Origin of the sequence: Maribacter sp. HS (assembly GCF_048059195.1) — a bacterium.
GTDB classification, from domain to species: domain Bacteria; phylum Bacteroidota; class Bacteroidia; order Flavobacteriales; family Flavobacteriaceae; genus Maribacter; species Maribacter dokdonensis.
This window is the reverse complement of sequence record NZ_JAYLVV010000004.1, coordinates 555,313-580,920: the sequence shown is the minus strand read 5'-3', so window position 1 is coordinate 580,920 and position 25,608 is coordinate 555,313. Positions and strand designations below refer to the sequence as shown.

At 36.1% G+C, this 25,608-nt stretch carries 29 protein-coding genes; 12 read left to right on the top strand and 17 right to left on the bottom strand.

Features of this window, described 5'->3' with window-relative positions; genetic code table 11:
* The 5 genes from hisA (at window position 1) to hisIE (ending at window position 3,698) form a co-directional block, all read left to right on the top strand.
* On the top strand, window positions 1-732 hold the full coding sequence (gene hisA / locus VBZ51_RS12145) for a 1-(5-phosphoribosyl)-5-[(5-phosphoribosylamino)methylideneamino]imidazole-4-carboxamide isomerase (protein WP_416577106.1): 732 nt from the start codon (window positions 1-3) through the stop codon (window positions 730-732).
* The gene (locus VBZ51_RS12140) at window positions 725-1,240 is read left to right on the top strand and encodes a DinB family protein (RefSeq protein ID WP_416577105.1); all 516 of its coding nucleotides are present in this window, start codon (window positions 725-727) and stop codon (window positions 1,238-1,240) included. The genes hisA and VBZ51_RS12140 overlap by 8 nt, the downstream gene beginning before the upstream one ends.
* Before the next feature lie 184 nt (window positions 1,241-1,424).
* Entirely contained in the window at window positions 1,425-2,180 is a 756-nt protein-coding gene (gene hisF, locus VBZ51_RS12135) for an imidazole glycerol phosphate synthase subunit HisF (protein ID WP_416577104.1), read from the top strand.
* A gap of 173 nt (window positions 2,181-2,353) precedes the next feature.
* Window positions 2,354-3,046 carry an aspartate/glutamate racemase family protein gene (locus tag VBZ51_RS12130; RefSeq protein WP_416577103.1) on the top strand — a complete coding sequence of 231 codons (693 nt, stop codon included), beginning with the start codon at window positions 2,354-2,356 and terminating at the stop codon, window positions 3,044-3,046.
* Between the two features lie 43 nt (window positions 3,047-3,089).
* Complete coding sequence (hisIE, locus tag VBZ51_RS12125; protein ID WP_416577102.1) at window positions 3,090-3,698, top strand: bifunctional phosphoribosyl-AMP cyclohydrolase/phosphoribosyl-ATP diphosphatase HisIE; 609 nt, start codon at window positions 3,090-3,092, stop codon at window positions 3,696-3,698.
* Window positions 3,699-3,701: 3 nt separating this feature from the next.
* Here hisIE and VBZ51_RS12120 read toward each other — a convergent pair whose 3' ends face one another.
* From VBZ51_RS12120 to VBZ51_RS12100, 5 genes are all read right to left on the bottom strand, one after another.
* A complete protein-coding gene (locus VBZ51_RS12120; protein WP_416577101.1) occupies window positions 3,702-4,439 on the bottom strand; it encodes a class I SAM-dependent methyltransferase in 738 nt (245 codons plus the stop codon).
* The gene (locus VBZ51_RS12115) at window positions 4,432-4,851 is read right to left on the bottom strand and encodes a GNAT family N-acetyltransferase (protein WP_416577100.1); all 420 of its coding nucleotides are present in this window, start codon (window positions 4,849-4,851) and stop codon (window positions 4,432-4,434) included. The genes VBZ51_RS12120 and VBZ51_RS12115 overlap by 8 nt, the downstream gene beginning before the upstream one ends.
* A gap of 43 nt (window positions 4,852-4,894) precedes the next feature.
* Window positions 4,895-5,089 (bottom strand): hypothetical protein, encoded by a 195-nt coding sequence (locus VBZ51_RS12110; RefSeq protein WP_058102640.1) that lies wholly within the window; start codon window positions 5,087-5,089, stop codon window positions 4,895-4,897.
* Entirely contained in the window at window positions 5,086-5,754 is a 669-nt protein-coding gene (locus VBZ51_RS12105) for a hypothetical protein (RefSeq protein ID WP_416577099.1), read from the bottom strand. The genes VBZ51_RS12110 and VBZ51_RS12105 overlap by 4 nt, the downstream gene beginning before the upstream one ends.
* A gap of 129 nt (window positions 5,755-5,883) precedes the next feature.
* Complete coding sequence (locus tag VBZ51_RS12100; protein ID WP_416577098.1) at window positions 5,884-6,204, bottom strand: winged helix-turn-helix transcriptional regulator; 321 nt, start codon at window positions 6,202-6,204, stop codon at window positions 5,884-5,886.
* A gap of 116 nt (window positions 6,205-6,320) precedes the next feature.
* Between VBZ51_RS12100 and VBZ51_RS12095 the strand changes: the two genes are divergently transcribed.
* Both VBZ51_RS12095 and VBZ51_RS12090 read left to right on the top strand, forming a co-directional pair.
* Entirely contained in the window at window positions 6,321-6,833 is a 513-nt protein-coding gene (locus tag VBZ51_RS12095; RefSeq protein ID WP_074673699.1) for a VOC family protein, read from the top strand.
* Window positions 6,834-6,941: 108 nt separating this feature from the next.
* Window positions 6,942-7,949, top strand: a complete 1,008-nt coding sequence (locus VBZ51_RS12090; protein ID WP_416577097.1) for a hypothetical protein — start codon at window positions 6,942-6,944, stop codon at window positions 7,947-7,949.
* Between the two features lie 60 nt (window positions 7,950-8,009).
* On the opposite strand, the gene VBZ51_RS12085 is transcribed toward VBZ51_RS12090, so the two are convergent.
* The 3 genes from VBZ51_RS12085 to VBZ51_RS12075 are packed head-to-tail and all read right to left on the bottom strand — an operon-like array spanning window position 8,010 to window position 10,163.
* Window positions 8,010-9,098 carry a hypothetical protein gene (locus tag VBZ51_RS12085; protein WP_416577096.1) on the bottom strand — a complete coding sequence of 363 codons (1,089 nt, stop codon included), beginning with the start codon at window positions 9,096-9,098 and terminating at the stop codon, window positions 8,010-8,012.
* Window positions 9,082-9,621 (bottom strand): hypothetical protein, encoded by a 540-nt coding sequence (locus tag VBZ51_RS12080; protein ID WP_416577095.1) that lies wholly within the window; start codon window positions 9,619-9,621, stop codon window positions 9,082-9,084. Before VBZ51_RS12080 ends, VBZ51_RS12085 begins: the two co-directional genes overlap by 17 nt.
* Window positions 9,621-10,163, bottom strand: coding sequence for an RNA polymerase sigma factor (locus VBZ51_RS12075; protein WP_300025463.1), 543 nt, complete (start codon window positions 10,161-10,163; stop codon window positions 9,621-9,623). The genes VBZ51_RS12080 and VBZ51_RS12075 overlap by 1 nt, the downstream gene beginning before the upstream one ends.
* A gap of 227 nt (window positions 10,164-10,390) precedes the next feature.
* Between VBZ51_RS12075 and VBZ51_RS12070 the strand changes: the two genes are divergently transcribed.
* Both VBZ51_RS12070 and VBZ51_RS12065 read left to right on the top strand, forming a co-directional pair.
* Window positions 10,391-12,799, top strand: coding sequence for a TonB-dependent receptor (locus tag VBZ51_RS12070; protein ID WP_416577094.1), 2,409 nt, complete (start codon window positions 10,391-10,393; stop codon window positions 12,797-12,799).
* 4 nt (window positions 12,800-12,803) lie between these two features.
* Window positions 12,804-13,643, top strand: coding sequence for a DUF4249 family protein (locus tag VBZ51_RS12065; protein WP_416577093.1), 840 nt, complete (start codon window positions 12,804-12,806; stop codon window positions 13,641-13,643).
* Window positions 13,644-13,732: 89 nt separating this feature from the next.
* Here the strand turns inward: VBZ51_RS12065 and VBZ51_RS12060 are convergent, their stop codons facing one another.
* On the bottom strand, window positions 13,733-14,497 hold the full coding sequence (locus tag VBZ51_RS12060; RefSeq protein ID WP_416577092.1) for a ThuA domain-containing protein: 765 nt from the start codon (window positions 14,495-14,497) through the stop codon (window positions 13,733-13,735).
* A gap of 26 nt (window positions 14,498-14,523) precedes the next feature.
* Window positions 14,524-15,828, bottom strand: coding sequence for a sugar phosphate isomerase/epimerase family protein (locus tag VBZ51_RS12055; protein ID WP_416577091.1), 1,305 nt, complete (start codon window positions 15,826-15,828; stop codon window positions 14,524-14,526).
* Window positions 15,829-16,134: 306 nt separating this feature from the next.
* Between VBZ51_RS12055 and VBZ51_RS12050 the strand changes: the two genes are divergently transcribed.
* Entirely contained in the window at window positions 16,135-16,545 is a 411-nt protein-coding gene (locus VBZ51_RS12050) for a hypothetical protein (protein WP_416577090.1), read from the top strand.
* Between the two features lie 138 nt (window positions 16,546-16,683).
* On the opposite strand, the gene VBZ51_RS12045 is transcribed toward VBZ51_RS12050, so the two are convergent.
* The 7 genes from VBZ51_RS12045 to VBZ51_RS12015 form a co-directional block, all read right to left on the bottom strand.
* On the bottom strand, window positions 16,684-17,160 hold the full coding sequence (locus VBZ51_RS12045) for a VOC family protein (protein WP_416577089.1): 477 nt from the start codon (window positions 17,158-17,160) through the stop codon (window positions 16,684-16,686).
* 74 nt (window positions 17,161-17,234) lie between these two features.
* Window positions 17,235-18,050 carry an AraC family transcriptional regulator gene (locus tag VBZ51_RS12040; RefSeq protein WP_416577088.1) on the bottom strand — a complete coding sequence of 272 codons (816 nt, stop codon included), beginning with the start codon at window positions 18,048-18,050 and terminating at the stop codon, window positions 17,235-17,237.
* A gap of 225 nt (window positions 18,051-18,275) precedes the next feature.
* Entirely contained in the window at window positions 18,276-18,998 is a 723-nt protein-coding gene (locus VBZ51_RS12035) for a hypothetical protein (protein ID WP_416577087.1), read from the bottom strand.
* A complete protein-coding gene (locus VBZ51_RS12030; protein ID WP_416577086.1) occupies window positions 18,991-19,431 on the bottom strand; it encodes a hypothetical protein in 441 nt (146 codons plus the stop codon). The genes VBZ51_RS12035 and VBZ51_RS12030 overlap by 8 nt, the downstream gene beginning before the upstream one ends.
* A gap of 232 nt (window positions 19,432-19,663) precedes the next feature.
* Window positions 19,664-20,176: a hypothetical protein gene (locus VBZ51_RS12025; RefSeq protein ID WP_416577085.1), complete on the bottom strand. Its 513-nt coding sequence runs from the start codon at window positions 20,174-20,176 to the stop codon at window positions 19,664-19,666.
* Between the two features lie 209 nt (window positions 20,177-20,385).
* Entirely contained in the window at window positions 20,386-21,477 is a 1,092-nt protein-coding gene (locus VBZ51_RS12020; protein ID WP_416577084.1) for a hypothetical protein, read from the bottom strand.
* A 147-nt stretch (window positions 21,478-21,624) separates the two neighbouring features.
* Complete coding sequence (locus VBZ51_RS12015; protein ID WP_416577083.1) at window positions 21,625-22,380, bottom strand: DUF1853 family protein; 756 nt, start codon at window positions 22,378-22,380, stop codon at window positions 21,625-21,627.
* Window positions 22,381-22,938: 558 nt separating this feature from the next.
* Between VBZ51_RS12015 and VBZ51_RS12010 the strand changes: the two genes are divergently transcribed.
* Window positions 22,939-24,090 (top strand): vWA domain-containing protein, encoded by a 1,152-nt coding sequence (locus VBZ51_RS12010; protein WP_058102657.1) that lies wholly within the window; start codon window positions 22,939-22,941, stop codon window positions 24,088-24,090.
* Window positions 24,091-24,105: 15 nt separating this feature from the next.
* Window positions 24,106-25,575 carry a magnesium chelatase gene (locus tag VBZ51_RS12005; RefSeq protein WP_416577082.1) on the top strand — a complete coding sequence of 490 codons (1,470 nt, stop codon included), beginning with the start codon at window positions 24,106-24,108 and terminating at the stop codon, window positions 25,573-25,575.
* The last annotated feature ends 33 nt before the right edge of the window (window positions 25,576-25,608 follow it).

Below are 25,608 nucleotides of genomic sequence, written 5' to 3'. Positions count from 1 at the left end.
ATGAGAATAATACCAGCCATAGATATCATAGACGGTAAGTGTGTACGCCTTTCCAAAGGGGATTATGACACCAAGAAGATATACAATGAAAACCCGTTAGAAGTAGCGAAAGAGTTTGAAGCACACGGAATAAAACATTTGCATTTAGTGGATTTAGATGGTGCAAAATCTAAGCATATTGTTAACCATAAAGTGCTAGAGCAAATTGCAAGCAAAACCGGACTACAGATTGATTTTGGTGGCGGATTGAAGACCGATGAAGATTTACGTATCGCTTTTGAAAGTGGTGCCAAGCAAATTACAGGTGGTAGTATTGCAGTTAAGGATGCTGAAACATTTATGGGTTGGATAGAAAAGCATGGTTCCGATAAAATAATATTGGGAGCCGATGCTATGGATGAAAAAGTAGCTGTTTCGGGCTGGTTAGAAGAATCTAAAGAAGAGTTGATTCCTTTTATACAATCGTACCAAGTGAAGGGAATTCAATACGTAATTTGTACGGATATTAGTAAAGATGGTATGTTAGAAGGTCCGTCTTTTAATTTATACTCAAAAATTATCAGTTCAACGGAATCTGGAATTAAACTGATTGCAAGCGGCGGAATATCTACTTTTGATGAGTTGCCTAAACTAGCCGAAATAGGTTGTGAAGGGACAATTATAGGTAAGGCTATATACGAGAATAGAATTAGTTTAAAACAGTTGGAATCTTATATTTTAAGTAATGGATAAGGAATTTCAAATCATTGAAGAGCTAAAGCAAAATGCTTTGTATCGTATAGATGAAAGTACACGTATGATCAAGAAAAGTCTTGCTGATATTTCTGAAGAAGAACTGTGGCAAAAACCGAACGCTTCTTTAAATAGCATTGCAAATTTAATTCTTCATTTGTGCGGTAATATATCGCAATATGCTATATCCTCTTTAGGAGAAAATGAAGATACTAGAAAACGTGATGTAGAATTTGCGGCTACCAATGGTTACACTAAAGAAGAGCTGCTAAAAAAGTTGGACGATGTGCTAGACTCGGCAAAAAGAATCATTTTTGATGCTTCAACAGCTCAATTGGTTCAAAAACGTTCGGTACAGGGATTTTCTTTTTCTGGAATAGGTATTATTCTCCACGTGGTAGAACACTACTCATATCATACTGGGCAAATAGCCTTTTGGGTAAAACAGCTGAAGAATAAGGACCTTGGTTTTTATGACGGTGTAGATTTGAATATAAAAAATAAGTAAGGAGATAAAAGTACAGAGTACAAAGAATGAAGTATCAAGTACAAAGTACAGAGTAACAAGTACAAAGTGCGTAGTACATAGTTATAAGTTTTGGATAGCTATAAAAAGTAACTTGATGTTAGAATAAAATATTTATTATAAAAAATTTAGCACTAATTACTTAGTGCTTAATACTTTAAAAAAAATGCTTGCAAAAAGAATAATTCCCTGTTTGGATATAAAGGACGGTAGAACGGTTAAAGGCGTAAATTTTGTTGATTTACGTGATGCTGGTGACCCTGTTGAACTTGCTGAAATTTATAGTAAAGAAGGGGCAGATGAATTGGTCTTTTTAGACATTTCTGCAACGGAACAAAAACGCAAAACATTGGCTGATTTGGTATACAGAGTTGCCGAAAAAGTGAATATTCCATTTACCGTAGGTGGCGGAATTTCCTCTGTAGAAGATGTAGATGTTCTATTGCAAAATGGTGCCGATAAAGTGTCTATAAACTCATCGGCAGTTAAGAATCCGCAGTTGATTAATGATTTGGTGGCTAAATTTGGTTCACAATGCATTGTGGTGGCTATAGATGCCAAACAGATAGATGGAGAATGGGTCGTGCATTTAGTGGGTGGCAAAGTACCTACAGAGCGTAAGTTGTTTGAATGGGCTAAGGAAGTTGAAGAGCGCGGTGCTGGTGAAATTCTATTTACATCAATGGATAATGATGGTACTAAAGATGGTTTTGCTAATGAAGCTTTGGCAAGATTATCCACAGAATTGAATATCCCGATTATCGCTTCTGGTGGTGCAGGTAATATGCAGCATTTTTCAGATACTTTTATAGAAGGAAAAGCAGATGCAGCTTTGGCGGCAAGTGTTTTTCATTTTAAGGAAATAGGGATTCAGGAATTGAAACTTGAATTACAGGAGAAGGGAATTCCTGTGAGGGTTTAGTTTCAATAAGTAGTCGCTAAGTGGTTAGTAGGTAGTTACAGTTTTCGGTAGTCAGAATGTCTCCTGAATTTACCTGCAGAGACAGACGCTTTAGAAGGCTTTAGGACACAATTTTAAATCGGTTACACTGAGTGAATTGAATTAAAATAGTGGCAACAAGAAGAAGTTATACAATGAAAAAAATAGGATTAATAGGTGGTATTACTTGGCAGTCTACTCAGTTGTACTACCAATTGTTAAATACAATGGTGGCAGAAGAACTGGGCGGACAAAGTTCTTGTCACTGCATTATTGAATCTGTGAACTTTGCTGAGTTTTCTAAAAAACAAGCTGCAGGAGATTGGGATGCTTTGCATAAAGAAATGACGAATATTGCATTAAGGCTGCAAGATGCCGGAGCAGAAATTATCGTTATTTGCGCCAATACCATGCACCTAAGTGCTCCAATAATGAAGAAAAGTTTGACTGTTCCGGTGCTACATATTGTTGAAGTAATCGGTAAGGTTATACAAGCCAAAGGTTGTAAAAAGGTTTTGTTGTTGGGTACCAGGTATACCATGGAAATGGATTTTTTCAAGGATATTCTTAGAAATCAATTTGGTATTGAAGCTTTGGTTCCAAACAAAAATGATAGAGATACGGTGCATAACATCATTTATAATGAACTTGCAAAAGGTATGATTAAAGATGAGTCTAGAAAAAAATATGTGGATATCATCAAAAAAGGGGAGAAGGAAGGTGCACAAGCCGTAATTTTAGGTTGTACGGAAATACCATTGTTAATTTCCCAAGCAGATTGTGACATACCTGCATTTGACACAACAAAGGAGCATGCTAAAGCTGCCGTTGAGTTTGCATTAGGGTAACAAGATTTAGAATAATTTAAAGTAAAAATAGAAGATAGTATATATGGAGTTTAAAACACCGGATTGGAATAAAACAAATGACGGATTAATACCTGCAATCATACAAGATGCACGTACTAAAAACGTGTTAATGTTGGGCTACATGAATGCCGAAGCGCTAAGTAAAACCACCGAAACGGGTAAGGTTACTTTTTTTAGTAGAACTAAAAACCGATTATGGACCAAAGGTGAGGAAAGTGGCAATTTTCTAAATTTGGTATCCATTAAAAATGATTGCGATCAAGATTCATTATTAATTTCGGTAAACCCTATAGGTCCTACTTGCCACACAGGTACCGATACTTGTTGGAAAGAAAGCAATGATTCAAACTTCGGGTTCTTCTCTGAATTGGAATCAACTATTGAACAAAGGCGCACGAATGCTGATGGAGAAAAATCATATGTAGCTTCCTTATTTGCAAAAGGCATTAATAAAGTAGCCCAGAAAGTGGGAGAGGAGGCCGTTGAAACTGTTATTGAGGCTATGGATACTAATGATGAGCTTTTCTTGTACGAAAGTGCCGATCTATTGTTTCATTATCTAATGCTCTTACAAGCAAAAGGTTTTACACTAAAAGATATTGAGGCTGAATTGATGAAACGTAAAAAATAATCTTTACAACCCATATTTTTTTACCGTATATGCGCTTAAAAATGTGTTTGCTTTTATTGTAGTATGGGTTGTATTCAACTTGTTTTCTAATTCTTGTTGTAGCTTTTCAAATAAATTTTCTGTTCCAAAAGTATTGGCCATTATTATGTAGTCGTTTTTAGAGGACAACAACACATGTGCTAAATCGGCTAATGTGATATCAAAGCGAATTGACTGTTTATACTGGCTATTTAAATGTACGTTCGTGGTATGTAGTCCAGAAAAGTTGATTTCATGATCATAGTCAGAATTCACATCTGTTTCTGTACCTACGCCAAGCAGTTTTAATATATCTGTCAAAAGAATTTCAAAATCATAAGCTATGATGAGGGAATTAGCTTTTGAAACCCTTATGCATTCATCTAGTAGTTCTTGAGATTTTGCATAAAATAATGACCCTGCAAACGTAATGATATCAAACCTATCACTGTCAAAGTTCAGGGTTTTGGTTTCCATTAACTCATAGCTAACGCCAGTGTGTTTAATGGACTTTTTAATCATCTCCTTACTAGGGTCAACACCAACTACGGTATTGCAAAATTTGGATAGCGCTATGGCAGATTGCCCAGTACCGCAACCAATGTCTAATCCATAATTACTTTTGGGGGTAGTAGGAAGATACGTTTTTAGAATATCTTCATGTAAGGAAGGTCTATAAGCTGCGTAATGCAAGGCTGTTATTTGGTCATACTCTTTACTCATATTCAAAAATTCTTTCCATGATTACGAAATCTATTCCCCTTTTTACATAGGTTTTATTGGTTTTGTGCATTTGGAATTTGGTGTAAAAAGTGCTTTTGTTCTGTCTGGCATTACACCAAATCTTTGTCAATTTTTTTGTGTTGGCAATGTGCATTATTTCTTCTAATAACAAGCTTCCATAGCCTTTACCTTGGTAGTCTTCTAACGTAGCAAATTTTCGAAATTGACCTTCATCGCCATCAATAAATAAAGAAATTACCGATATAAGTTTGTGGTCTATAATTAGTCCGTAATGCAGACCTTCATTGTCTTTTGGAAGCTTTACGTAGTCCAATGGTTGATTTGGCCACATAACCAAATGTCTTATAGGTAGTGTGTCTGCGGCAGAAATCTCAATTATTTTTGTGGTCATTGACATGGTGTATGCTTGACCTCAAATATAACTAGGTTCTGGATTATTCAAGTACTAAACAATCTTGAACTTTTTCAATTGACACCCATTTAAAAGTTATCGGTGACCATTCACTTTTTGGATTTGCCTTGTATGAAGCTTTGTTCTTTACGAAAACCTGATTGTTTTCAGTGAATACGTGTTGCGTGTCTATACCTTTTTTAGCGTAACGCTTTTTTGATTTTCTTCTGTTGATCATTGCACGTTTTTCTTATAACGGTTACGTCCCATATTAAATATGCCAACTTTAATGCCTATACCGGCCGAAAAGCCATTAATTCTAGAAATTCTGGTGGGTGGCAATTCTATTTTGCTAGAAAATCGATATTTTACCCCCGCTTCTAGTTGTAAGTATCTAGAGATATTAAAAAGAGCATTTATTCCCGGTTCGGCAACAAAGACTTCATCAAAATCATCTTCGGTAAGTTCCTCTTCAAAATTGTCGTCGTGTCTATATTTTGCATCCACGTAACCTACGGCACCGGCTCCAAGCAACAACGGAAAACTTAAATTAATTCTTTTCTTACTGAACAATATGGGTTCTAAATGTAACCCGCCATAAACAGCAATTAAATCTTCATATCTAGAGAGTGTATTGTTAAAGATATCTTGTTCGGAATATAAAAGATTGGCAGCAAATCCAACTTCGAACTGTTGATTGGCAACATAGGCAATTTTTAATCCCCCCAAATAGGCCCTTTCATTTTCAACTTCTCCTAAGCCCATATGAATACCAACATAGACGCCATGTACTACGTTGTTGCGATCGTTAAATTCAAGGTATTCATCAGTTTCCTCTTGTCCGTAGCTACACATGGCGGACAGAAATAAAAACAATAGAAGGCTAAATTGAAGTGGTTTCATTACTGTTTGATTTTTGATTGATTATCTAATAGACAACCTAAGCAACAAATAGTTGCACCAAAAACCACTATTTTTTAGATAAAACCCAAAATTTTACATTTTGTTGTGTAAACATACCTCTAATTACTTTTAAACTAGCTTATTAGAGGTGTCATTGGCTCCCCATGAGTCAAGACTAAGTAAAATAGTTTTAAGGGATTTTCCTCGTTCGGTCAAACCATATTCTACTTTTGGAGGAACAACAGGATACACTATACGTTCTACCAAGCCATCTTTTTCCAATTCGCGCACGGTTTGTGTAAACATTTTATTGGATATTCCCGGCACTTTTTTCTGTAATACACCCGATCGTAATGCGCCATCCAATAAATGAAAAAGTAAAATAGGTTTCCATTTGGTACCAATTAGATTCATCGTATGGTCTAACGGGCAATATTTTTTAGTATTCATTTAAAATTTAATTATTTGAAAATCAATATTTTACTCTTTTTGGTAACTATAGCACTTTTAGGTAAGTTATTGTCAATAAGTCAAATATAGATTTATTTTGTAGTAAAATTAGAACTATGGATAAGAATAAAGAATACCCAAAATCATTTTCGCATATTGGCATTACAGTACCGGACTTAAAGAAAGCGGTAGAATTTTACTCTGAAGTAATGGGTTGGTACGTAATTATGAAACCATCAAAAATTAAAAAAGAAAAAGAAACAGCGATTGGTTTAATGTGTATTGATGTTTTTGGTGATGATTGGGAAGAGTTTGAAATTGCACATATGTCTACCTCTGATGGTATAGGCGTAGAATTGTTCTCTTTTCCTCATGGAGTTAAAGAAGCACCGGAATTTAATCCGTTTAATACAGGATTATTTCATTTTTGCATTCAAGACCCAAATATAGAAGATTTGGTCGCTAAAATTGTGGCGCATGGAGGCAAACAGCGTATGCCTATACGTTCATACTATCCAAATGACAAACCCTATAAAATGTGTTATGTTGAAGACCCTTTTGGGATTGTTTTTGAAGTATACACGCACAGTTATGAACTAACCTATTCTTCTGGTGCGTATTCAGAATAATAATTCTTAAATGTTGATAAATGCGATTGCAATCTATTGATTGTCAATCGCATTTTGTATATATTTACCTTTCCCTCAGACTGTTTCATTTTAAAATAACTCACAACCATGAAATTATCTGTTCAAATCTTCCGTTTATTTCTTATTAGTATTATCTGGCTTTTATTTGTTTCTCTTTCCAGTAACGACTCCCAAAATTTTGATTCTGCAGCTCTTGACGAAGCTGAGCTGAAAACAGACGGACTCTATTTTGCTGAGTTTTATGACAATATTTATCGTGGTCATTTTGAGAATTTAGAGATCAAAAGAGATGACATGATGTTTTTAACCATTTTCGATCAATATTTAAGAGCTTATGGTGGTAATTGCGATCGTTATTTGCCAGCAGATAAAGTTGAAATTTTGAATGAAGTCTGTAAGACCGAGGAGGTTACAAAAAATGGCTGGGGAGATGTTGTTAGTAGGGTATGCGTAGAGTATACTTGGGTTGGTAGTGGTTTGTATGCCAAACCAGAATTATATGATGCTTATGCCGTAGTGGATCAAATACAACGTTCAAAAGGATTGAATACCATGATGGACATGATTACCAACCCTAATAGTATGGGGAATTCTGTAGATATGATTCATAAAACTAAAGGTTTAAATAATGATATGGTAAAACTGTTTCAGATGAACGCTTGTAATGGTGAAGCCTTAAAACGGTTCGATGAAAATTTAGAATTGTTTGCAAGAAATAAAGCATCTATTAGAATGCAACAAGCCAGCAAGTATACTACCATGAAAAAAACTGGCGGACCAACTGGTGCACAAAATTTCAACAAATTAATAGATGACTTGGTATATGACCAAGCAAAGACTTGGGCATTTAATAAATACACTGCCGGTAGTATTACAAATGTGCATTCTTCCGCTAAGGATAGTCAAGGCAGACCTAGAGAACTTAGCGCTAATTACAGCTATTCCGGTTTTGGTGGAAACAGTAGGGGATCTGTTCGTATTACATTTGATAACGGATTGCCAAAATGTATTTATTTTTCTGACTTTCCACAAAACTGTAAACCCCCTAACAGTAGTATTTTATCAGCTTATTCAGAAGGCAAATATGGAAATTAACGGTTTGTTATGGTACGGTTTTACCATTTCATCAATCTCATGTAGAACATGGTACATGTATTAAATTTCTTTTATTAGAACAACCCCTTTTTTACCTGAAATAGAAATATGTCCTTGTCCTTTTTTACCATATTTCGCCTTTATTTCACGCAACTTTTTGCCCTTATCCAACATTTTGGAATCTACGTCATGAAATGATTTTGGTAATCTGACCAAACCTTCTTCTAAAGTTGCAGAGAAGACATGTGGAAAGTTAATAACATTGATGTGTATTTCAGATGATTCTTGCTCCAAGCTTATTTTAGACGTTGCAGAAAGGATATTCTTTACCCATAAATCTGAAATTTTTAAGTTCAAATCAATATCCTTTTTAAGGCGATGTAAGCGTAGTTTACTAAATTTAAGATTGCCGTAAAGAGTACCTATTTCCTGTATATCAACTTCATCTTTATTAGAGTAAAATTCAAGGGATTCTACTTGGTGTATTTCTATGTTGCTGCCGCTGCTATTAAGTCTCATGGTATTCGCATGGTCCATATCCAAACCGCCATTGGTAATATCTATATTGGCATAATTGACATTTTTTGCCCTAAGCTTTCCATATTTCATACTTACATCCGCCTTGTTCAAATTATCGCTTATCCACATATCTCCATGCTGTACATCTGCCATTAATATACCTACCCAATCCTCAATAAAAACATCGCCAAATTTATTGATGACCTCTAGTTCAACTTTTTGGGGCACGTAAACCTTATAATCAATTTGCACATTGCTTCGGTCAAAATCGAACGGATTGGCTTTTTCGAAAAGGTTAGAGAAAAATCCGGAGTTCTTATCCGCTATTTCATAGTTAACGGATATAAATTTATCGCTATGTCTTATTACAGGTTTTATTCTATTCAAGAGCTCTTGGGCGTTTTCCCTTTTCTTATCGGTCACCGTAATATTGACGGTGATGGAGACTTCATTCTTGACCCATCCGTAGATATTGATATTACCGTATTTATTTTCCAAATGAAGTTCTCCTGCATTGGTGAAAGGGTAGGTTTTAGAGATATCCTTAGATACCTTTTCTTGTGCCAAGGCTGTAAAACCAAGCAGCATCGCCAAGGCGAAAAGCTTAAGCTTTTTACAAAGTATATCCATAATCGTCTTCTTTAATTTTAGATTCGTTTAGCTGCTGCAATAGATTTTCAATGAGTTCTATTCGCTTTCTATAATTGGAAACAATGGCTGCCAAAACCTGTTCATTATCTAGATTGTTCTGCATTTCAAGTTTTAGTTGCTCATATTCGGCATCAAGCTCTACCATAAATGACAGAAACTCTTCTTTATCTGCCGCCGTTAATTGATTGTTGTTTTGCACTAATTGTACTTGGTAGGTTACCAAACCTTTGTAATGCATATCTATATCCTGTAGTTCCTTAGAGACATAATGGGTTGGTGTATTGGGGCTGCCAAAGAAGGTAAGCCCAATAATTCCGGTAATTCCCAGTAGAATTACTATACTGGCGGCAATACGTATCATGGGCGATTTCCAGAGTGGTACCACCTTTGATGGATTTTCGTTTAATTGCGCTGCAATATTTGCCCACATTTTTGCACGGTCTGCCTTGTGGTCATCAAAGCCCGCTTTATTATCCCGTATATGTTTTTCAAATTGATCCATTACAATCCGTTTATAATTTCTACTAATTTCTTTTTTGCTCTGTGATACTGTGATTTAGAGGTAGATGTGGTTATGCCCAAAACATCACTAATCTCATTGTGATCATATCCTTCCAATAGGTAAAGGTTTATTATTTGCTTATACCCTAATGGAAGTTTTTCAATACCTGATTTCACTTTTAAAATATCCATGGCATCCACTTTTTCAATTTCCACTTCATCGGTTAGGTGGTATTCATGCTCATCCATAGAGGTAAGCGGTAGCCGCTTTACCTTTAAATGGTTAATACTCTTATTAATGACAATACGTTTTAACCAAGCACCAAAAGAAGACTCATATTTAAACCTATCCAGGTTTTTGAAAGCATCTACAAAACTATCTTGCACAATATCTTCGGCATCTTCCTTAATTCCCAAAAACCGCATACTAACGTTGTACATGGCATCAACATAGAGCTCGTACAGTTGATACTGCGAGGTTCTATCGCCAGTCTTGCTGCGCTCAACAAGGGATCGATGCGTAAAACGAATTTCGGTTTCCAATGAATTTAGGTGGTTATTTGTACTCTAAAATTGGTTTCTATGATAAAGACAACCAATTTTTTAGATAGTTGCATTTTGCTACAATTTATTTGAAACTAATAGACTTGTAAGTTAGTACGATCCAAAGGGCCGAATGTTACCATTGTGATAAAACTTTATCTGCTGTGCAACCTTTTACAAATTATGTTGTCAATTAGTAATGTTCATCAATCAATTAAACAAATAACATGATTAAAAAACAAAAACAACAAGTGTGCATAAAGCAGCTAAAACGTATGGCAGTGCTTATGTTACTATTTGCGGGCATTCAATTACATGCCCAAGAAAATTATACCATTAGTGGTAAAATTACCGACATTGACAACGGAGAAACTCTTTTTGGGGCATCTGTCTTTTTAGAGGGTACAAGTATTGGGGTGGTTACCAATGAATACGGATTTTATTCGTTGACCGCACCAGAAGGATCTTATCGTTTACTAATTACCTACATGGGATATGGTGATGTTAAGCAAGATGTGAACCTGAATAGAAACCAAAACTTCAATTTTGAAATTTCTGAAGTTTCTACCAAGTTAGATGAAGTAGAGGTAACGGCAGAGGAATCTGAAATTGCCGTATTACGGAAACCGGAAATGAGCGTCCTCAAAATGAACATTGAAACGGTTAAGCAAATGCCCGTGGTTCTGGGTGAAGTGGATATTTTAAAATCGCTACAAATGCTACCGGGGGTAACCAATAACGGTGAAGGTACCGGCGGTTTTCACGTACGTGGAGGTGCGGGCGACCAAAACCTGGTTCTGTTGGATGAGGCCATTATTTACAATACTTCCCACATGTTCGGTTTTTTCTCGGTCTTCAATGCAGATGCCATTAAAGATGTAAAACTGTACAAAGGTGGTATACCGGCAAGGTATGGTGGGCGTGTTTCCTCAGTGTTAGATGTTAGGCAGAAAGACGGTAACAGTAAACGGTTTGCTGCAACGGGCGGCATAGGTATCATATCTAGCCGTTTGGCACTAGAAGCGCCTTTGTTTAAAGAAAAAGGTTCTTTTTTAATTGCTGGTCGTCGTTCTTATGCCGATTTGTTATTAAAAGCTGCGGGGGAAGATAATAGCGTAAGTTTTTACGATCTAAACTTAAAAACGAATTATAAGATCAATACGAACAACCGACTTTTTCTTTCTGGTTATTTTGGGCGCGATGCTTTTGAGCTGGGAGAGAATTTTAGTAGTTCTTATGGGAATTCAACAGCTAACCTGCGTTGGAATCACATTTTTAATGATAAACTTTTTTCTAACCTGTCCGCTATTTATAGTAAGTATGACTATGAGCTGGGTATTACCTCTGCGGAGTTCGATTGGGTGTCGTCCATTACCAATTACAATCTAAAATATGACTTAAAGTATTACTTCAGTGATGCTTTTAAGCTAGATTTTGGTGCAAGCGGTATACATTATGAGTTTGATCCCGGGGAAATTATTCCTACAACCGAAACGTCATCTGTCAATCCTTTAGTATTGGATAAGAAAAGGGCGTTGGAAACTGGAGTGTATGTAAATGCGGAACACAAATTAACGGAGAAGCTGACTGCACAATACGGTTTGCGATACAGTGCATTTTCTAGACTTGGGGGGCAGCCCATGACGGAATATGCCAATAATCAACCGGTAGTCTATAATGAGGACCTAGGTATTTATGAACGTGGTGAAGCCATTGGCGAAACGGTCTACGAAAAGGGAGATGCCATTAAGACCTTTGGTAATTTGGAGCCTAGGGCGTCATTGGCATATACTATAAATGACAATTCTTCTTTAAAGGCTGGCTTTTCTAGGGTGGCGCAATACATACATCTATTATCCAACACTTCTTCGGCTACGCCATTAGATGTTTGGACACCAAGCGGTCAGTACATAGACCCGCAATTATCCAATCAATATGCCTTGGGCTACTTCCGTAATTTTAAGAACAAGGCGTATTCCATGGAGGCTGAGATTTATTATAAGAATACCGATAATAGAATCGATTATATAGATGGTTCTGATCTTATTGGACAGAATACCATTGAAACCGAAATATTGAAAGGGGAGTCAAGGGCATACGGACTAGAGCTTTTATTCCGTAAGAACGAGGGTAAATTTACGGGGTGGATCTCCTATACGCTATCCAAGTCAGAGCAGCGAACTCCCGGTGGTAATGCCGGTGGTTTGGGTATTAACGATGGTAATTGGTACAACACTCCTTATGATAGAACGCATGATGTCTCTATATCCGGGTCATATCGATTAAACGATAAATGGAGTTTTGGTACCAATTTGGTCTTTCAAACGGGTAGGCCAGTTACGTATCCTAATGGTCAATATGAGTATGAGGGCGTTTCCATTGCTAGTTATTCCGATAGAAATTCCGATCGCTTACCCGCATATCATCGTTTAGATCTGTCGGTCAATTATAAGCCCAACAGAAAGCCAAATGCCAAATTAAAAGGGGAGTGGGTTCTAGGTATTTATAACGCTTATAACCGCAAGAATGCTGCTTCTGTATCCTTTGGGCAGAATATAGAAACGGGAGCAAATGAGGCTACCAGAACCGCTATTTTCGGAATTGTACCATCCATTACCTATAACTTTAAATTTTAATACGATGAAAAATTATATAAAACCAATAATAGCCCTGTTCACCGTTATTCTTACGGGTTGTACAGATGTTATAGATGTTGACGTACAAACAGATACCTTACGTTTGGTGGTAGAGGCTTCCTTAGACTGGGAAAAAGGAACTACGGGTAATGATCAAGAGATTACGCTACGTACGTCCACACCTTTTTTTGACACTCAAAGTACCAATGTTACCGGTGCGGAAGTTACTGTGACCAATAACGCTACGGGAGAAGTTTTTCGTTTTACCGATCAGAATGATGGCACCTATACCACAAGTACCTTTCAGCCTCAATTGTTTGCCACCTATACTTTGGAAATTGTATATAATGGAGAACGGTATGTTGCTGAAGATACTATGAATCCTGTTCCCAATATTACCGATATCTACCAAGATACGGAAGATGGGTTTGATGATGAGGCAATAGAATTACATATTGTATTTACCGATTTTGAGGACGAAGGCGATAATTACCTTTTTAAGTTTGAACGACCACAAGACCTGTTACCTACTTTGGAAACAGGTGATGATGAGTTTATAAACGGGAACGAAGTGGACTGGTGGTATGAGATCGATGATGATGAGGAAGGTGATATACAACCGTTACAACCAGGTGATGTGGTAAACATTACCATGAACGGTATTTCTAGAGCTTACTATAATTACATGGATATTGTTATAGACCAAATTGGCGGCGTAGGTATTTTTGAAGCTACACCGGTAGATGTTCGTGGCAATTGCATTAATACGACCAACCCAGATAATTATGCCCATGGCTATTTTAGGGTAACGGAAACCAATAAGGTAAGTTATACGGTAGAGTAGAAGTCTTTTTTAAGAATAGAAAAACCAAGCGCTACAGCAATTAGTGCTTGGTTTTTTTGTTTTAAATGTAGTGTTCAATTATTTCTTAATCATTTTTGCTTTAGTGCACCTTGCGCGGCCCAATAGATTCCACCATATAAGTGGTCTATATAATTTTGTTTTTGAAAGGCTTCGGGTTTATGACCAAGTGTCGTATAAAATGAGCGACCTCCTTCAAATAGTTGATACCAAGCTATGGGGTGATGATCGCCCATACCTTCAAGCGGTATCTCGTCATATCCTTTTTGATAATCGTAGGTATTTTCGTCTACGGATAAGAGTACTGTGATTTTATCTGATTTTAATAATTTAAAATTGTACCACTCCTCACTCCATAACCATTTTTCCGGTAGGTGCATGTTTGAAGGGAAATTTGAATCATGATTGGTCAATACGGCAGATTGAAATTTTGGATGGTCCTTAAAAACGCCACCCACAAGATTATCAAACCACGGGTTTCTAATATCACTATCAGATGTTGAATGTACGCCTACAAAACCTTTTCCATTGTGTATGTGCGCTTTAAGAACATTAAGCTGTTCATTGCTTAAATTGTCCGTGTTTGCATTTAAAAAGACCACCACATCGTAAGACGGTAATTTTTTGGCAAGGTCTTCTGCGCTTTGCGTCCAATCAAATTTAAATTGATGCTCTACTGACATTTTATGGAAAGCGTCTACAGCTTTAGGAATACACTCATAATGCCAGGTATCTTGTGCTGTAAACAACAACACTTTAAATTGGTCTTGGGCATAGGTCATTTGATGGAAAAATAAAATGATGAAACATGTTAATTGTAAAAATCTAGTTTTCATAAGTTGAGTAAGTTGACGGTGAGTTGTTATAAAATGTTGAAATAAAGGAAGTTCCAGGCGGCATTAATGCTATACCACACTGGGTAATTGAAAGCTTCAACTTCCGCTATGGTATATTTAAGTCCGGCTGTTTCCGCGTATTTAAAGTATAGTTCAAAATCCATTTTACCACTCTGTCCTAATTCCTGATAATCTTTTACATGCCAGCTTATAAAACGGTGCTTGTATTTTTTGAAATAGTCAATGGGGTCAACTTTAGAAAAATGCATCCAATACAGGTCTGCTTGAAAACCAACATATGCCGGATCGGTATTTTCCAACAAATAATCATAAACAACCTTGTTTTCTATTGTTTTAAATTCATCGGAGTGATTGTGGTAGGCAAACGTTATTCCTCTTTCTGTGCACAGCTTACCAATAGCATTATAGTACTCGGTATACTTTTTTAATTCTGCTAGGGTCTTAATGTCTTTAATTTGATTGTTTGATATGGTTAGGTATTCAACACCTGCCTGTTTATGATCAGCTATACAATTTTTCCACCATTGCATGGCGTTTTTCCAAGCTTGATCTTCGTCTTTGGGCAGGTCGTAAAAGGTCATGGACCCGGTAAATTTCAAGTTGTTTTCTTCCACCAAACTTTTAAAAGCTAAGGGAGATAGTCCATAGAAAGAGCGGTCTTTATACACAAAGGTTTCAATATAACTAAAGCCCATTCTATCAAGATATTTTAAGGTCTCTTTTGGGTTGTTCTGCATTTGTTCATGAACCGAAACCAGCTGAATTCCAATATTCTTGTTTTTTGGATTTTTCTTGATATAACGTGTCTGCCAAAGTATTAGGTTCTGTGGGTCTTTGCCTATTAAATGTACATCGGTCTGATTCTTAAAATCAAAAGTAACTGTCATGGTTTCTTTGCCCGTAAAGTCGCAATCTTTCATGATCCAATCTTTTTCACTGGTAAATTCGCCTTTACCCAAAAACATATCGCCCTGTGCACTTTTTCCCAAGGCAAAAATGGAATCGGTCTTGGTATCATAACCAATAAGTTCAGTAAGCGTATGGTTGTAAATATCTCCTTCCTTTTGAAACACATCTACAGACATGGCAGTATGATCTATTGTAGGATAGTTATTAATTTTAATAAGCGGTATGCTGGCAACGCTATCTGTGGTATGATCTATAGAACTGACCCAGAACCCTAAATATTGTTGTAACCTATCTGCTTGTTCTGCAATGGGCATCTGTGAAAAAACAGTATTTGTTCCTATTAAAATGAAGAGTAAAAGAATACTATTCGTAAAATTTTTAATACTAGTATGATCCATCATAACTTTATATTTATAATGGTAAAAATAGAGGAGTTGATGGTCTATGACTATAATTAATCAAGCAATGAATAGTACTGATGTTGCACTTAGGTTACTATTTTGTAAACACTATTCAATTTAGGTTTTGCTACATATGTGCTATACAATGCATAATTTGTAATAATATGCAGCTAGATTAACATGTACCTTAGAACTGATTTAAGCATAAAATTGAGATAGCTTTTTTACTGGATTTTGATACCGAATGTTTCTGAAGTATTCTGAAAAATAGATATTCTAATTATAAATTTTAAACTAAAACAACGTATGAAAAATTTACTTTTTGCCACATGGGTTATAATGTGCTTTTCAACTTTTGGCTATGCACAATCGCCAGACAAGAAAGTACCGGAAAAGGAAGACACGGAGAAAATGCTTTTGACCATTTTCTTAAAACACGATCAGTCTATGAATTTAAGTGAAATAGAAGGCATTAGAACCAAGCAAGGCTTTTATGAAAGTTTTCCTCCGGAAGGTGTTTCGGTGGTCAATTGGTATGTTGTTATGGGTATTGGGCAAATGGTGGTATTAGAATTGCCCGCTTCTAAACTACGGGACGTGAACTTGGCGATAGAAAAAACGGCTTGGAAAGCTTTTAAATCTGAAATTTACCCTACATACAATTTGTACCCGTTAATAGAAGGGAAGTTGGAGAATAAGTCTAAAGTGAGTTATTAAGACTATTCGTTTATTTAACCCCTTTATAAGGCTCCACCAAGTATCTATTCCATTTTAAAATAACTTGTAGTGGTGTAGTAAGAGTTTAAATAAACAAATGAAAAACCAAGCGCTACAGCAATTAGTGCTTGGTTTTTTTTAGTTTGGTGAATGCAGACCCATTTTATTGCCTTCAGAATCCAGGAATATAGCGTAATAACCACTTTCGTCTGCATGAAGCGATTTCGGCACCATAATTTCGCCACCATTGATTTCGACTTTGTCGAGTATGGATTGTAAGTTATCACCGCCATTTAAATAAATGGTTATTCCGTTTGCAGAAGGGGTATAGCCTTCCGCTTTCATGATAACTCCAGTGACCATTTGATTTTCATAGGGGAATATACCCATTTGCATTTCCGGAAATTCCATTTTTTCAATTTCTATGTCCAAAATAGCTTGGTAAAAATTTACCGCCCTAGTAATATCCGTAGCCGGAATTTCAAAAATGGAAATAAAACTTTTCATATTGCTTTTGCTTTCAGTGGTATGCGTATCCATTGTTTTGTCTTGAGCATTACACTTAATTCCCCAAAAAGTAAATAATACCGCACCTAATAGTATTGCCTTTTTCATTTGTAGTGTTTATATCTAAAATACAAATATGGAATAGTATTCAACTAAAAAATTGTAAAAATGCGACACGCAGGCTATTTATAGAACAAGGTAGATAGCGCCATTTGTTCATTGCTTAAGAATGCTGTGGGACTAATGCCGGTAAATTCCTTAAAATCTTTATTGAAATGGGCTTGGTCAAAATAGTCGCTTTCATAGGCAATTTTGGTAAGGCTGTCCGTTTCTTTGTTCAGTAGCATTTTTAATGCCAATTGCAATCGTATGACCTTACCCAATTGTTTAGGACTAACGCCAATCTGCTTTTTAAAATTTCTTTCCAATTGTCTTCTTTTGGACAAATCCTCCTTGAGAATGGTGGTAATAGTCGCAGTACCGTTTGAAGATAAAAGTGCATCTACGGTTTGCTTTACAATAGTATCAATGGTGGATTGTTCGTTCAACCTCCCTAAAAGGAATTTTTCAATAACTGCAATGCGTTGTTTTGTGTCTTCCGCATTAATGATGTTGCTCTCCAGTTCATTGATAATTGAAGCATCAAAAAGTGAGGTTAGCGGGGTTTCTTTATTTGCCAACTGTTCAATGGGTGTAGTAACAAAATTGGCAAAGCCATAAGAGTAAAAACGTATGGCAAAAGTGTTTACATAGCCCGTAGGTTCAATAAAAAAGGGTGCTAGGATTTGCCCAAGTACAATGGCACGTGGTTGTAGTATAAATTCATCTTGCGAAGTATAGCGTTTAATATCATCCCCAAGAATAAACGCCATTTCAATACAACCATCCGGTACTATGCGCTGTCTTTCTGCACTATATTCAGCAGGAATTTCCAAAGTCCAATAACAACTGACCAAAGCTTTCAGATCTTGATGTGGTTGAAATGTTTGGTAGTTCATAGTTTTAGGATGTTGTTGGTGTGGGATATAACGGTGAGTATAAGAAACGTAGCGCAGAGGGTTTGCTTTAACTCTAGATTTATCACTAAGCCAAATATAATGTTTTGTGTTTATCTTCAATATTGAAACACCAAATTTTATATTTGGCGACATTGTAGATATGCCCAAAACTTTTGAACAAACTTAGACCGCACTATGTTTTTTATACAGTGTTGTACACCGTTTTTAAACTCTTCTTATGTACCTGTATGAATGTCGTCCAAATGTAATTCCTCCAATATTAAATAAGTCACTAAGTATATTTATATGATATCTTGATTGCAAACTATCAATGATTCGCTTAGCATGTTTATTAGATTTTCCAGAAATCATTAAAGATGTTGCGATATGTCTTACACCTGATTGATTTACTTGCCTTAGTAGATGCGGTTTCAATTCATTAACTACACCTATAAAGTTAAATAATAACTCAGGAAAAGGGTTGAAGTTTTTTACTTCACAGAATGATATTATTGACTTATTTTCAATAAAGTAATATTTCATTTTGCTATCATAAAAATCATCATCTAATAGAACACTGTTTGGTTTTATTATACAAATATCTGGAGTTGTGTAAATATTGTTATTGTGGTATGACTGAACATTAATATTATGTCTTATTTCAAAGATATGCTCAAGTTTTCCGATACTAATTTTTGCTTCAAAGAAGGAATAATTAGCGGGATTTCCGGCAGTGGTGCACTTGTATTTAAATTTATTTTTTAATAGATTTTTTATTGTAACTTCATATCCGTTGTTTTCATAAAATCTAACAACATTATTATAACAAGCCATTTCAAAAAAGTCACTTATTCTTTTAGAATTATTTGAAATAGCAGATCGATTTTTTCTTAAGTAAGTTTCAACATCTCTAGTTAACTCGCCGATTTCTTTAAACGGATTAGCCATTGTCTTCGTTTAAAAAACTGTTTTGAAATATTTTAACTTTTCGAAGAAACTCTTTAGTTTCTAGATACTCAAAAAGAGTTAAAGGAACTGAATATTTATCCATTAAAGTTTTGAATGATATTACAGTTTTTCTCATTTTGAAAAGCTCTTTAGAAGATAAATCATAAGTTCCTAATTGGATAGAATCAGCGTCACTATTGAAAACTATTCTAGACGAAAATTTATTAGCAGATTCAAAATTAGTTAGTACTCGTTTGTAGAAAATAGATAAAGCTAAGAGTAATTTTACAGTTTCACTATTTTCCCTTAATGAAGCATAATAGTCATATTTGCCAGAGATAAAGAAATTCACATCGCTTAATCGATTATTATATTCAATTGTCATTTGTTGACTCAATCCATATGGTACATTTTCTGTAAATTGTTTTATCATAGGTTATAAAATTCGTTCAGCAATGATCTACAACGTTTTAGCTAAGCGTAGTGCGGAGGCAAGGAAATCTTTTCGTTTCCGTCTGTCAACGTAGCTAAAGCTTATTGTTTAGTTTTATTTTTTCTTGTTCAAAGCTAAATCCATAAGATTTAGCGACCTCATAAATATACACAGACCTTTCGGTTTTGCCCTAAAATCCGCATTACCTTTAGGTTTTGTTAAAAAACGTTTTTTATTTCGGTTTAAGGTCCTCGGAATTGCTTTGCAAATTACTTTGAATTGGTTTTATGGTCTTTAACTGCAATTCTATCCTACGTAGTGAATTGGCGTTGTTTTCAATTTCTTTTGAGTAATCTTTGACTTCTGGATTTTGATTCCATAAAAGAGTTAAAACAGCAACCGTCAAAGCGAGAACTGGAATTAATATCTCAAATAACGTTTTAATAAAATTTATAAATATGTCATTATTCTTTCTAATGTATTTTTTTTCAGAGAATGCGCTAAGTCCTTCTGAAGGAGTTATAAAAAATCCATTATTAGACAGATTGAAGGAGTGTATTTCTTTTGAATGCGCTAATTCAGACAAAATTAGATTTCTGTATTTTTTTTGCTTTCCTAGAACCAAATCTATTTCGTCTATATTTAATCCGATTACGTCAGCTTGGTCAACACGAAACATGTCCTTATCTACATATTTTTCAGCCAACTTACCAAGTAATTTATGTCTAGTCAGATTAAATCGCATATAATTTTTTAAATGTTTTACAACGGCTCAGTATATGAAACGTAGCATGTGAAAAGACGCTAACTTTTCGGATAAACACAGAGCCGAATTTATATATTTTGTGTTTATTTTTTTCTCTTTTTAAAAGCCAAATTAAAAATTTGGCGGACATTCTAAATATACATAAACCTTTCGGTTAAACACTTATTAGCTATGTTTTATACACCGTGTTATGCCTTGTTTTTCTTTTTATCGAATAGCCCCTCAACGTCTTCAAGAGCTTTTTTTAACTCTCCAACGGTTCCAATAGTAAATGGTCTATTTCCTTCACTTCTTATTTTCATTGAGCCAAGAGGAGGAAGCCATTGTATATTTTCAGAATCAATAGGTTCGCCAGTTCTCGTTAAAGGATTTGTTGTCAATTTTGAGCTTTTCCACATTTCAAGTGCTCTTTCTTTTGCGGATACTAAATCTACAAGTTGCGGTAGTTCTTTCCCTTTTACAATGGTTGAAATAGCTTTAGAATCTGGTAAAGGAATTCCAGACCAGACGGTTAAAAGTTTGGTTACATAATCCCAAGTTGTATGAACATATTTTTTGGAACTGAAACTGCGAGAAAAGCTTCTCAAATCCACTAAAGCGGATTCTCTTTTTTCAGGAAGTGACAGTTGGGTCATTGAATCTGAATATTGTAAATAGTTAACATCGTTAATTAATTTATCAAATATTGAAATCAATTCTCTTGGAGTATCATTTTTAGGTGTTATAAATGAATCGAACTCAACATTCGTATATTGATTTAAAAGACCTTCCAGTTGGGCTAAAGTTAATCTAGAAGTAGTATTTGAAACTAGTTTTCTAATATTTCTTATTGTGTTTATAGAATGATTTTTATTAAATCCAATTTGTATACTATGATTAAACCCTAGGGCTAATTTTTTTACATCAGAATGCAATTGGTCAAGATTCTCAATGATTTTTCTATCAGTGTTTTTTGGGAATTTTAGAAAATTTGTTTCTTCATTTAATGTAGCATTAAATTCTTTTCTGATATTAAATAAAACTCGGTTAACGGTTTCTATTTCCTCAGAGTCATCAACAATTTTAATTCTTTCCCTAAGTAAAATTGGCATTTGTGTCAGGGATTCAATTTCAGGAGCTGATGAAGGCATCACAATCTTAATTGCTCCGAACCCTATATATTCCTCAATCATTTGAGCAAAACAAGAGAAATCTTTTGCTACAATAACTTCTTCAGTACTTTTCTTAACACCGATTCTTCCAATTGGGAGAGGTTCATATAGTATTTCAGATTTTTTCAATTATTGAGTTTTTTTAATAAGGCATAACAATTGTATATGCACACAATTGCACATATATCACCTATAAAAGTAATCTAATTCCCACCCACTTAAAAAAAGACCTATCAACAGTTATTAACAGACATTTATGAAGTTTAAACTTAGAAACTATGCTTGCCACCATACCACAAAGAACTTCTCAAACGTGTTGTTTTTCTTCATCCAAACCATAGGTGCGCTGTTATTTTCTAAGCGTTCTGTAATAGCTATAATAATTTCTTCGTGTGAGCGCCATGCTACGGTGTCCGTAGGATGCAACACCCATTCGCTTTTGGTAGGGATATAGAATGTATGTGGTGTAAAGTCAGCCGTATAAAATGCTGCCAAGCGTAACCAATAGCCTATAATACAATTTTTGTTTAACGGTGCAATGGATAATGGCTCTTTAGAATAAGGTTGAAATAACTGGGCTTTGTAGCAAACTTGCTGCGTCATGTTTTCGGCATCAATTCCTTTTTCCAACAATGCGGAGCGACCAATAGGCGTATGAATCAATGAAAATTGGTTGTTCTTTATCTTTTCTAGCTTGGCATAAAAGGCATCGCGCCGGTTGGGACCTACCAGTTGGTGTATGGGTTCTTTAATATCGGTGTCTATCAGATAGAATTTATAGGTCAATTCTATGTGAATTAACTGCTTTGTAGCGGTTTCCTGAACAATAAAATCTATTTCACCAATAGTCCGTTTTTCTTCCCGTATGGGCAAATTGTGCAGGAGTACATCATACGCATTACTAGCCTCTAATAACTGCTTGCACACAAATTCCATTTGATGTCCCAAACGCAATTTCTCCGGTATTCCACTTACCACAAAACTGTCTGCCGCCACATCAGGAAACTGAAACTGAGATACGCCAAACTGCACACCTTTCCAAAGCGGTGGAGTGCTTAAAAAGCCTTGTATCTGTTTAATCGTAGCTAGTTGGTCGATGGTTTATCTTTTTAGCTGTTGGGTCTTGGTTGTCGGTTGTTTGTAAATAGTGTTGCTAAATACCGGTAACTGAGCGTAGCCGAAGTTACTTTTTAAAATGCTACGCGCAAAATGTTGCATGCTAAACGCTATACGCTTTGCGCCGGTCGCTTTTCGCTACGCGCTAAACACATATCGCTTATCTGCATAATAATTGAATGTTGAGTTCACGAAACAAATAGATTGTTTCCTTGCTAAAAAGCTCCTCGTAAATACGAATTCTTTTATACCAAGCGCTAATCGCCGTAAGCTATTCGCTTTTCGTCAGCAACTATCCTAAAGAAAAAAGCGAACAGCGTATTGCGTTCGGCGACCAGCGAACAGCCGACAACCATCAACGAACAACCAACAACGAACAACCATCAACGAACATCCAACAACCAAACTTAAACAACAACGTTAACATTTCCCAAAAGCCGTGGGCATCCAAGGTAAAAGTGTTAATTTTATAGTATGGCTATGAATGAAAGAAAAGGGTTTCGCTTTGAAACGTACGAAGCACCCGAACAATCGATTTTTGATAAGCTTTTTGATATTTTTCAAGAGCTGATCACACATACTTCTGGCGATTTTGACGAAGCGATAGACTGGTTACGTGAGCTGGACAAGGAATATGAACTGACTACCGAAGACTACACCATTGACGATTTTATTGAAGATCTAAAAGCGAAAGGGTACATACGCGAAGAGTTTAAAGATGGCGGTGGTGACGGTGAAGATGGGGAAGAAGGTTCTGGCGGCGGAGATATTTCCATAACCGCAAAAATGGAACGTATTATTCGACAGCGTGCATTGGACCAAATTTTTGGCAAGTTAAAACGTAGTGGTGCGGGTAACCATAAAACAGGAAAATCCGGACAAGGTGATGAGCACACGGGCGACCTTAGGGAATACCGGTACGGCGATGGTCTAGAAAACATATCTATGACCGAGAGTCTTAAGAATGCCCAAATTAATCATGGTGTGGGCAGTTTTCAATTGAGCGAAAATGATCTGGTAGTAGAAGATACCCAGCATAAGGCGCAAATGAGCACCATTCTTATGATCGATATAAGCCATAGTATGATCCTGTATGGCGAAGACCGTATTACGCCCGCCAAAAAGGTGGCTATGGCATTGGCAGAATTGATTACCACCAGATACCCAAAAGACACCTTAGATATTTTGGTTTTTGGTAATGATGCCTGGCCCATACCCATTAAAGATTTACCGTACTTAAAAGTAGGTCCGTATCACACCAATACCGTTGCTGGATTACAATTGGCCATGGATATGCTGCGCAGAAAGCGTAATACCAATAAACAGATTTTTATGATTACCGATGGTAAGCCAAGTTGTCTGCGCATGCCAGACGGTACGTATTATAAAAACAGTGTGGGGCTAGATGATTTTATCGTGGAAAAATGCTACAATATGGCACGCCAAGCAAGAAAATTACATATACCCATTACCACGTTTATGATTGCCCAAGACCCATATCTCATGCAGTTTATTCGCCATTTTACGGAAGCCAACAAAGGCAAGGCATTTTTCACGGGATTAAAAGGATTGGGTGAAATGATATTTGAAGATTACGAAGCAAACAGAAAAAAAAGATTGAAATAAGACCAAAGGAATACTATGAAATTAGATTATAAAAACATACAAACGTTGGGGGCCTTAAAAGCTGCCGGATACCAAACCAAAAGTGTAAAAGATGAGTTGCGAGACAACCTTATTGATAAAATAAAAAAGGGAGAAGATGCCTTTACCGGTGTTTGGGGCTATGAAGACTCGGTTATTCCAGAATTGGAGCGCGCCATATTATCTAGACATAATATTAATTTATTGGGACTTCGTGGTCAGGCAAAAACACGTTTGGCGCATTTAATGGTAAACCTGTTAGATGAATATATTCCCGTTGTAGCAGGTTCCGAAATCAATGACGACCCCATGAAGCCCATGTCTAGATTTGCCATGGAACTGATTAAAGAAAAAGGGGATGATACCCCAATTTCGTGGTTGCATAAAAGTGAGCGTTTTGCAGAAAAATTGGCCACGCCAGATGTTACGGTGGCAGATTTAATTGGCGATGTGGATCCTATAAAAGCGGCAAACCTAAAATTATCTTATGCAGATGATAGGGTAATTCACTTTGGGATGATTCCACGTGCCAATCGCTGTATATTCGTAATCAATGAGTTACCCGATCTACAGGCACGTATTCAGGTGTCTTTATTCAATATTTTGGAGGAAGGTGATATCCAGATTAGGGGATTCAAACTGAGATTGCCTTTGGATATTCAGTTCGTATTCACGGCAAACCCGGAAGATTACACCAATAGAGGTAGTATTGTAACTCCACTAAAAGATAGAATTGGGTCGCAAATATTAACGCATTATCCTGATGATATTGAAATAGCCAGAAAAATTACGGAACAAGAAGCCAAATTGGATGCTCGACAAACCGATGCTGTTTATGTTCCGGATCTTGCAAAAGACCTTTTGGAACAAGTGATTTTTGAAGCACGGGACAGTGAGTATGTAGATGCCAAAAGTGGGGTGAGTGCCCGTACGAGTATTACAGCTTTTGAAAACTTATTGAGTACCGCAGAGCGCAGGTCTTTATTGAACGGTGGTGACCATACCATGGTACGTTTAAGCGATTTTTTAGGAATTGTACCTGCCATTACGGGGAAAATAGAATTGGTATATGAAGGAGAGCAAGAGGGAGCGGATGTTGTTGCTGGTATCCTTATAGATGATGCGGTAAAAACATTGTTTCCGAAGTATTTTCCAAAAATCAATAAACTAGAACGAAAAGATGAAGAAACCGTTTATGATGAACTGTTACACTGGTTTTTTCAAGGAGAAGGTTTTGAATTGATGGACGATTTTACCGATGAGGAATACAAACGTGCATTAGATAGTATTCCCGCATTAAACCAATTGATGAAAGATCATCAGCCAGATTTTGATTCTAAAGATGTCTATTTCTTAAAAGAGTTGTTATTATGGGGATTGGTATCCTACAAAAAATTGAACAAACAACGCTTTACAGACGGGTATGAGTTTAAAGACCTGTACAGTAGTTTCTTGAAAGGGATTTAAAATTCCATAGATAATTGAAAAGCCCGTTCAAAC

Coding starts and splice junctions, on each gene's coding strand:
- VBZ51_RS12045 (WP_416577089.1), bottom strand. CDS start 17,160: ATGAAAAAGGCAATACTATTAGGTGCGGTATTATTTACTTTTTGGGGA.
- VBZ51_RS12080 (WP_416577095.1), bottom strand. CDS start 9,621: ATGGATCAATTTGAAAAACATATACGGGATAATAAAGCGGGCTTTGAT.
- VBZ51_RS12010 (WP_058102657.1), top strand. CDS start 22,939: ATGGCTATGAATGAAAGAAAAGGGTTTCGCTTTGAAACGTACGAAGCA.
- VBZ51_RS12090 (WP_416577097.1), top strand. CDS start 6,942: ATGAAATTATCTGTTCAAATCTTCCGTTTATTTCTTATTAGTATTATC.
- VBZ51_RS12055 (WP_416577091.1), bottom strand. CDS start 15,828: ATGATGGATCATACTAGTATTAAAAATTTTACGAATAGTATTCTTTTA.
- VBZ51_RS12105 (WP_416577099.1), bottom strand. CDS start 5,754: ATGAAACCACTTCAATTTAGCCTTCTATTGTTTTTATTTCTGTCCGCC.
- VBZ51_RS12065 (WP_416577093.1), top strand. CDS start 12,804: ATGAAAAATTATATAAAACCAATAATAGCCCTGTTCACCGTTATTCTT.
- VBZ51_RS12070 (WP_416577094.1), top strand. CDS start 10,391: ATGATTAAAAAACAAAAACAACAAGTGTGCATAAAGCAGCTAAAACGT.
- VBZ51_RS12110 (WP_058102640.1), bottom strand. CDS start 5,089: ATGATCAACAGAAGAAAATCAAAAAAGCGTTACGCTAAAAAAGGTATA.
- hisIE (WP_416577102.1), top strand. CDS start 3,090: ATGGAGTTTAAAACACCGGATTGGAATAAAACAAATGACGGATTAATA.
- VBZ51_RS12035 (WP_416577087.1), bottom strand. CDS start 18,998: ATGGCTAATCCGTTTAAAGAAATCGGCGAGTTAACTAGAGATGTTGAA.
- VBZ51_RS12115 (WP_416577100.1), bottom strand. CDS start 4,851: ATGACCACAAAAATAATTGAGATTTCTGCCGCAGACACACTACCTATA.
- hisA (WP_416577106.1), top strand. CDS start 1: ATGAGAATAATACCAGCCATAGATATCATAGACGGTAAGTGTGTACGC.
- VBZ51_RS12120 (WP_416577101.1), bottom strand. CDS start 4,439: ATGAGTAAAGAGTATGACCAAATAACAGCCTTGCATTACGCAGCTTAT.
- VBZ51_RS12030 (WP_416577086.1), bottom strand. CDS start 19,431: ATGATAAAACAATTTACAGAAAATGTACCATATGGATTGAGTCAACAA.
- VBZ51_RS12140 (WP_416577105.1), top strand. CDS start 725: ATGGATAAGGAATTTCAAATCATTGAAGAGCTAAAGCAAAATGCTTTG.
- hisF (WP_416577104.1), top strand. CDS start 1,425: ATGCTTGCAAAAAGAATAATTCCCTGTTTGGATATAAAGGACGGTAGA.
- VBZ51_RS12005 (WP_416577082.1), top strand. CDS start 24,106: ATGAAATTAGATTATAAAAACATACAAACGTTGGGGGCCTTAAAAGCT.
- VBZ51_RS12040 (WP_416577088.1), bottom strand. CDS start 18,050: ATGAACTACCAAACATTTCAACCACATCAAGATCTGAAAGCTTTGGTC.
- VBZ51_RS12050 (WP_416577090.1), top strand. CDS start 16,135: ATGAAAAATTTACTTTTTGCCACATGGGTTATAATGTGCTTTTCAACT.
- VBZ51_RS12060 (WP_416577092.1), bottom strand. CDS start 14,497: ATGAAAACTAGATTTTTACAATTAACATGTTTCATCATTTTATTTTTC.
- VBZ51_RS12095 (WP_074673699.1), top strand. CDS start 6,321: ATGGATAAGAATAAAGAATACCCAAAATCATTTTCGCATATTGGCATT.
- VBZ51_RS12085 (WP_416577096.1), bottom strand. CDS start 9,098: ATGGATATACTTTGTAAAAAGCTTAAGCTTTTCGCCTTGGCGATGCTG.
- VBZ51_RS12100 (WP_416577098.1), bottom strand. CDS start 6,204: ATGAATACTAAAAAATATTGCCCGTTAGACCATACGATGAATCTAATT.
- VBZ51_RS12025 (WP_416577085.1), bottom strand. CDS start 20,176: ATGCGATTTAATCTGACTAGACATAAATTACTTGGTAAGTTGGCTGAA.
- VBZ51_RS12130 (WP_416577103.1), top strand. CDS start 2,354: ATGAAAAAAATAGGATTAATAGGTGGTATTACTTGGCAGTCTACTCAG.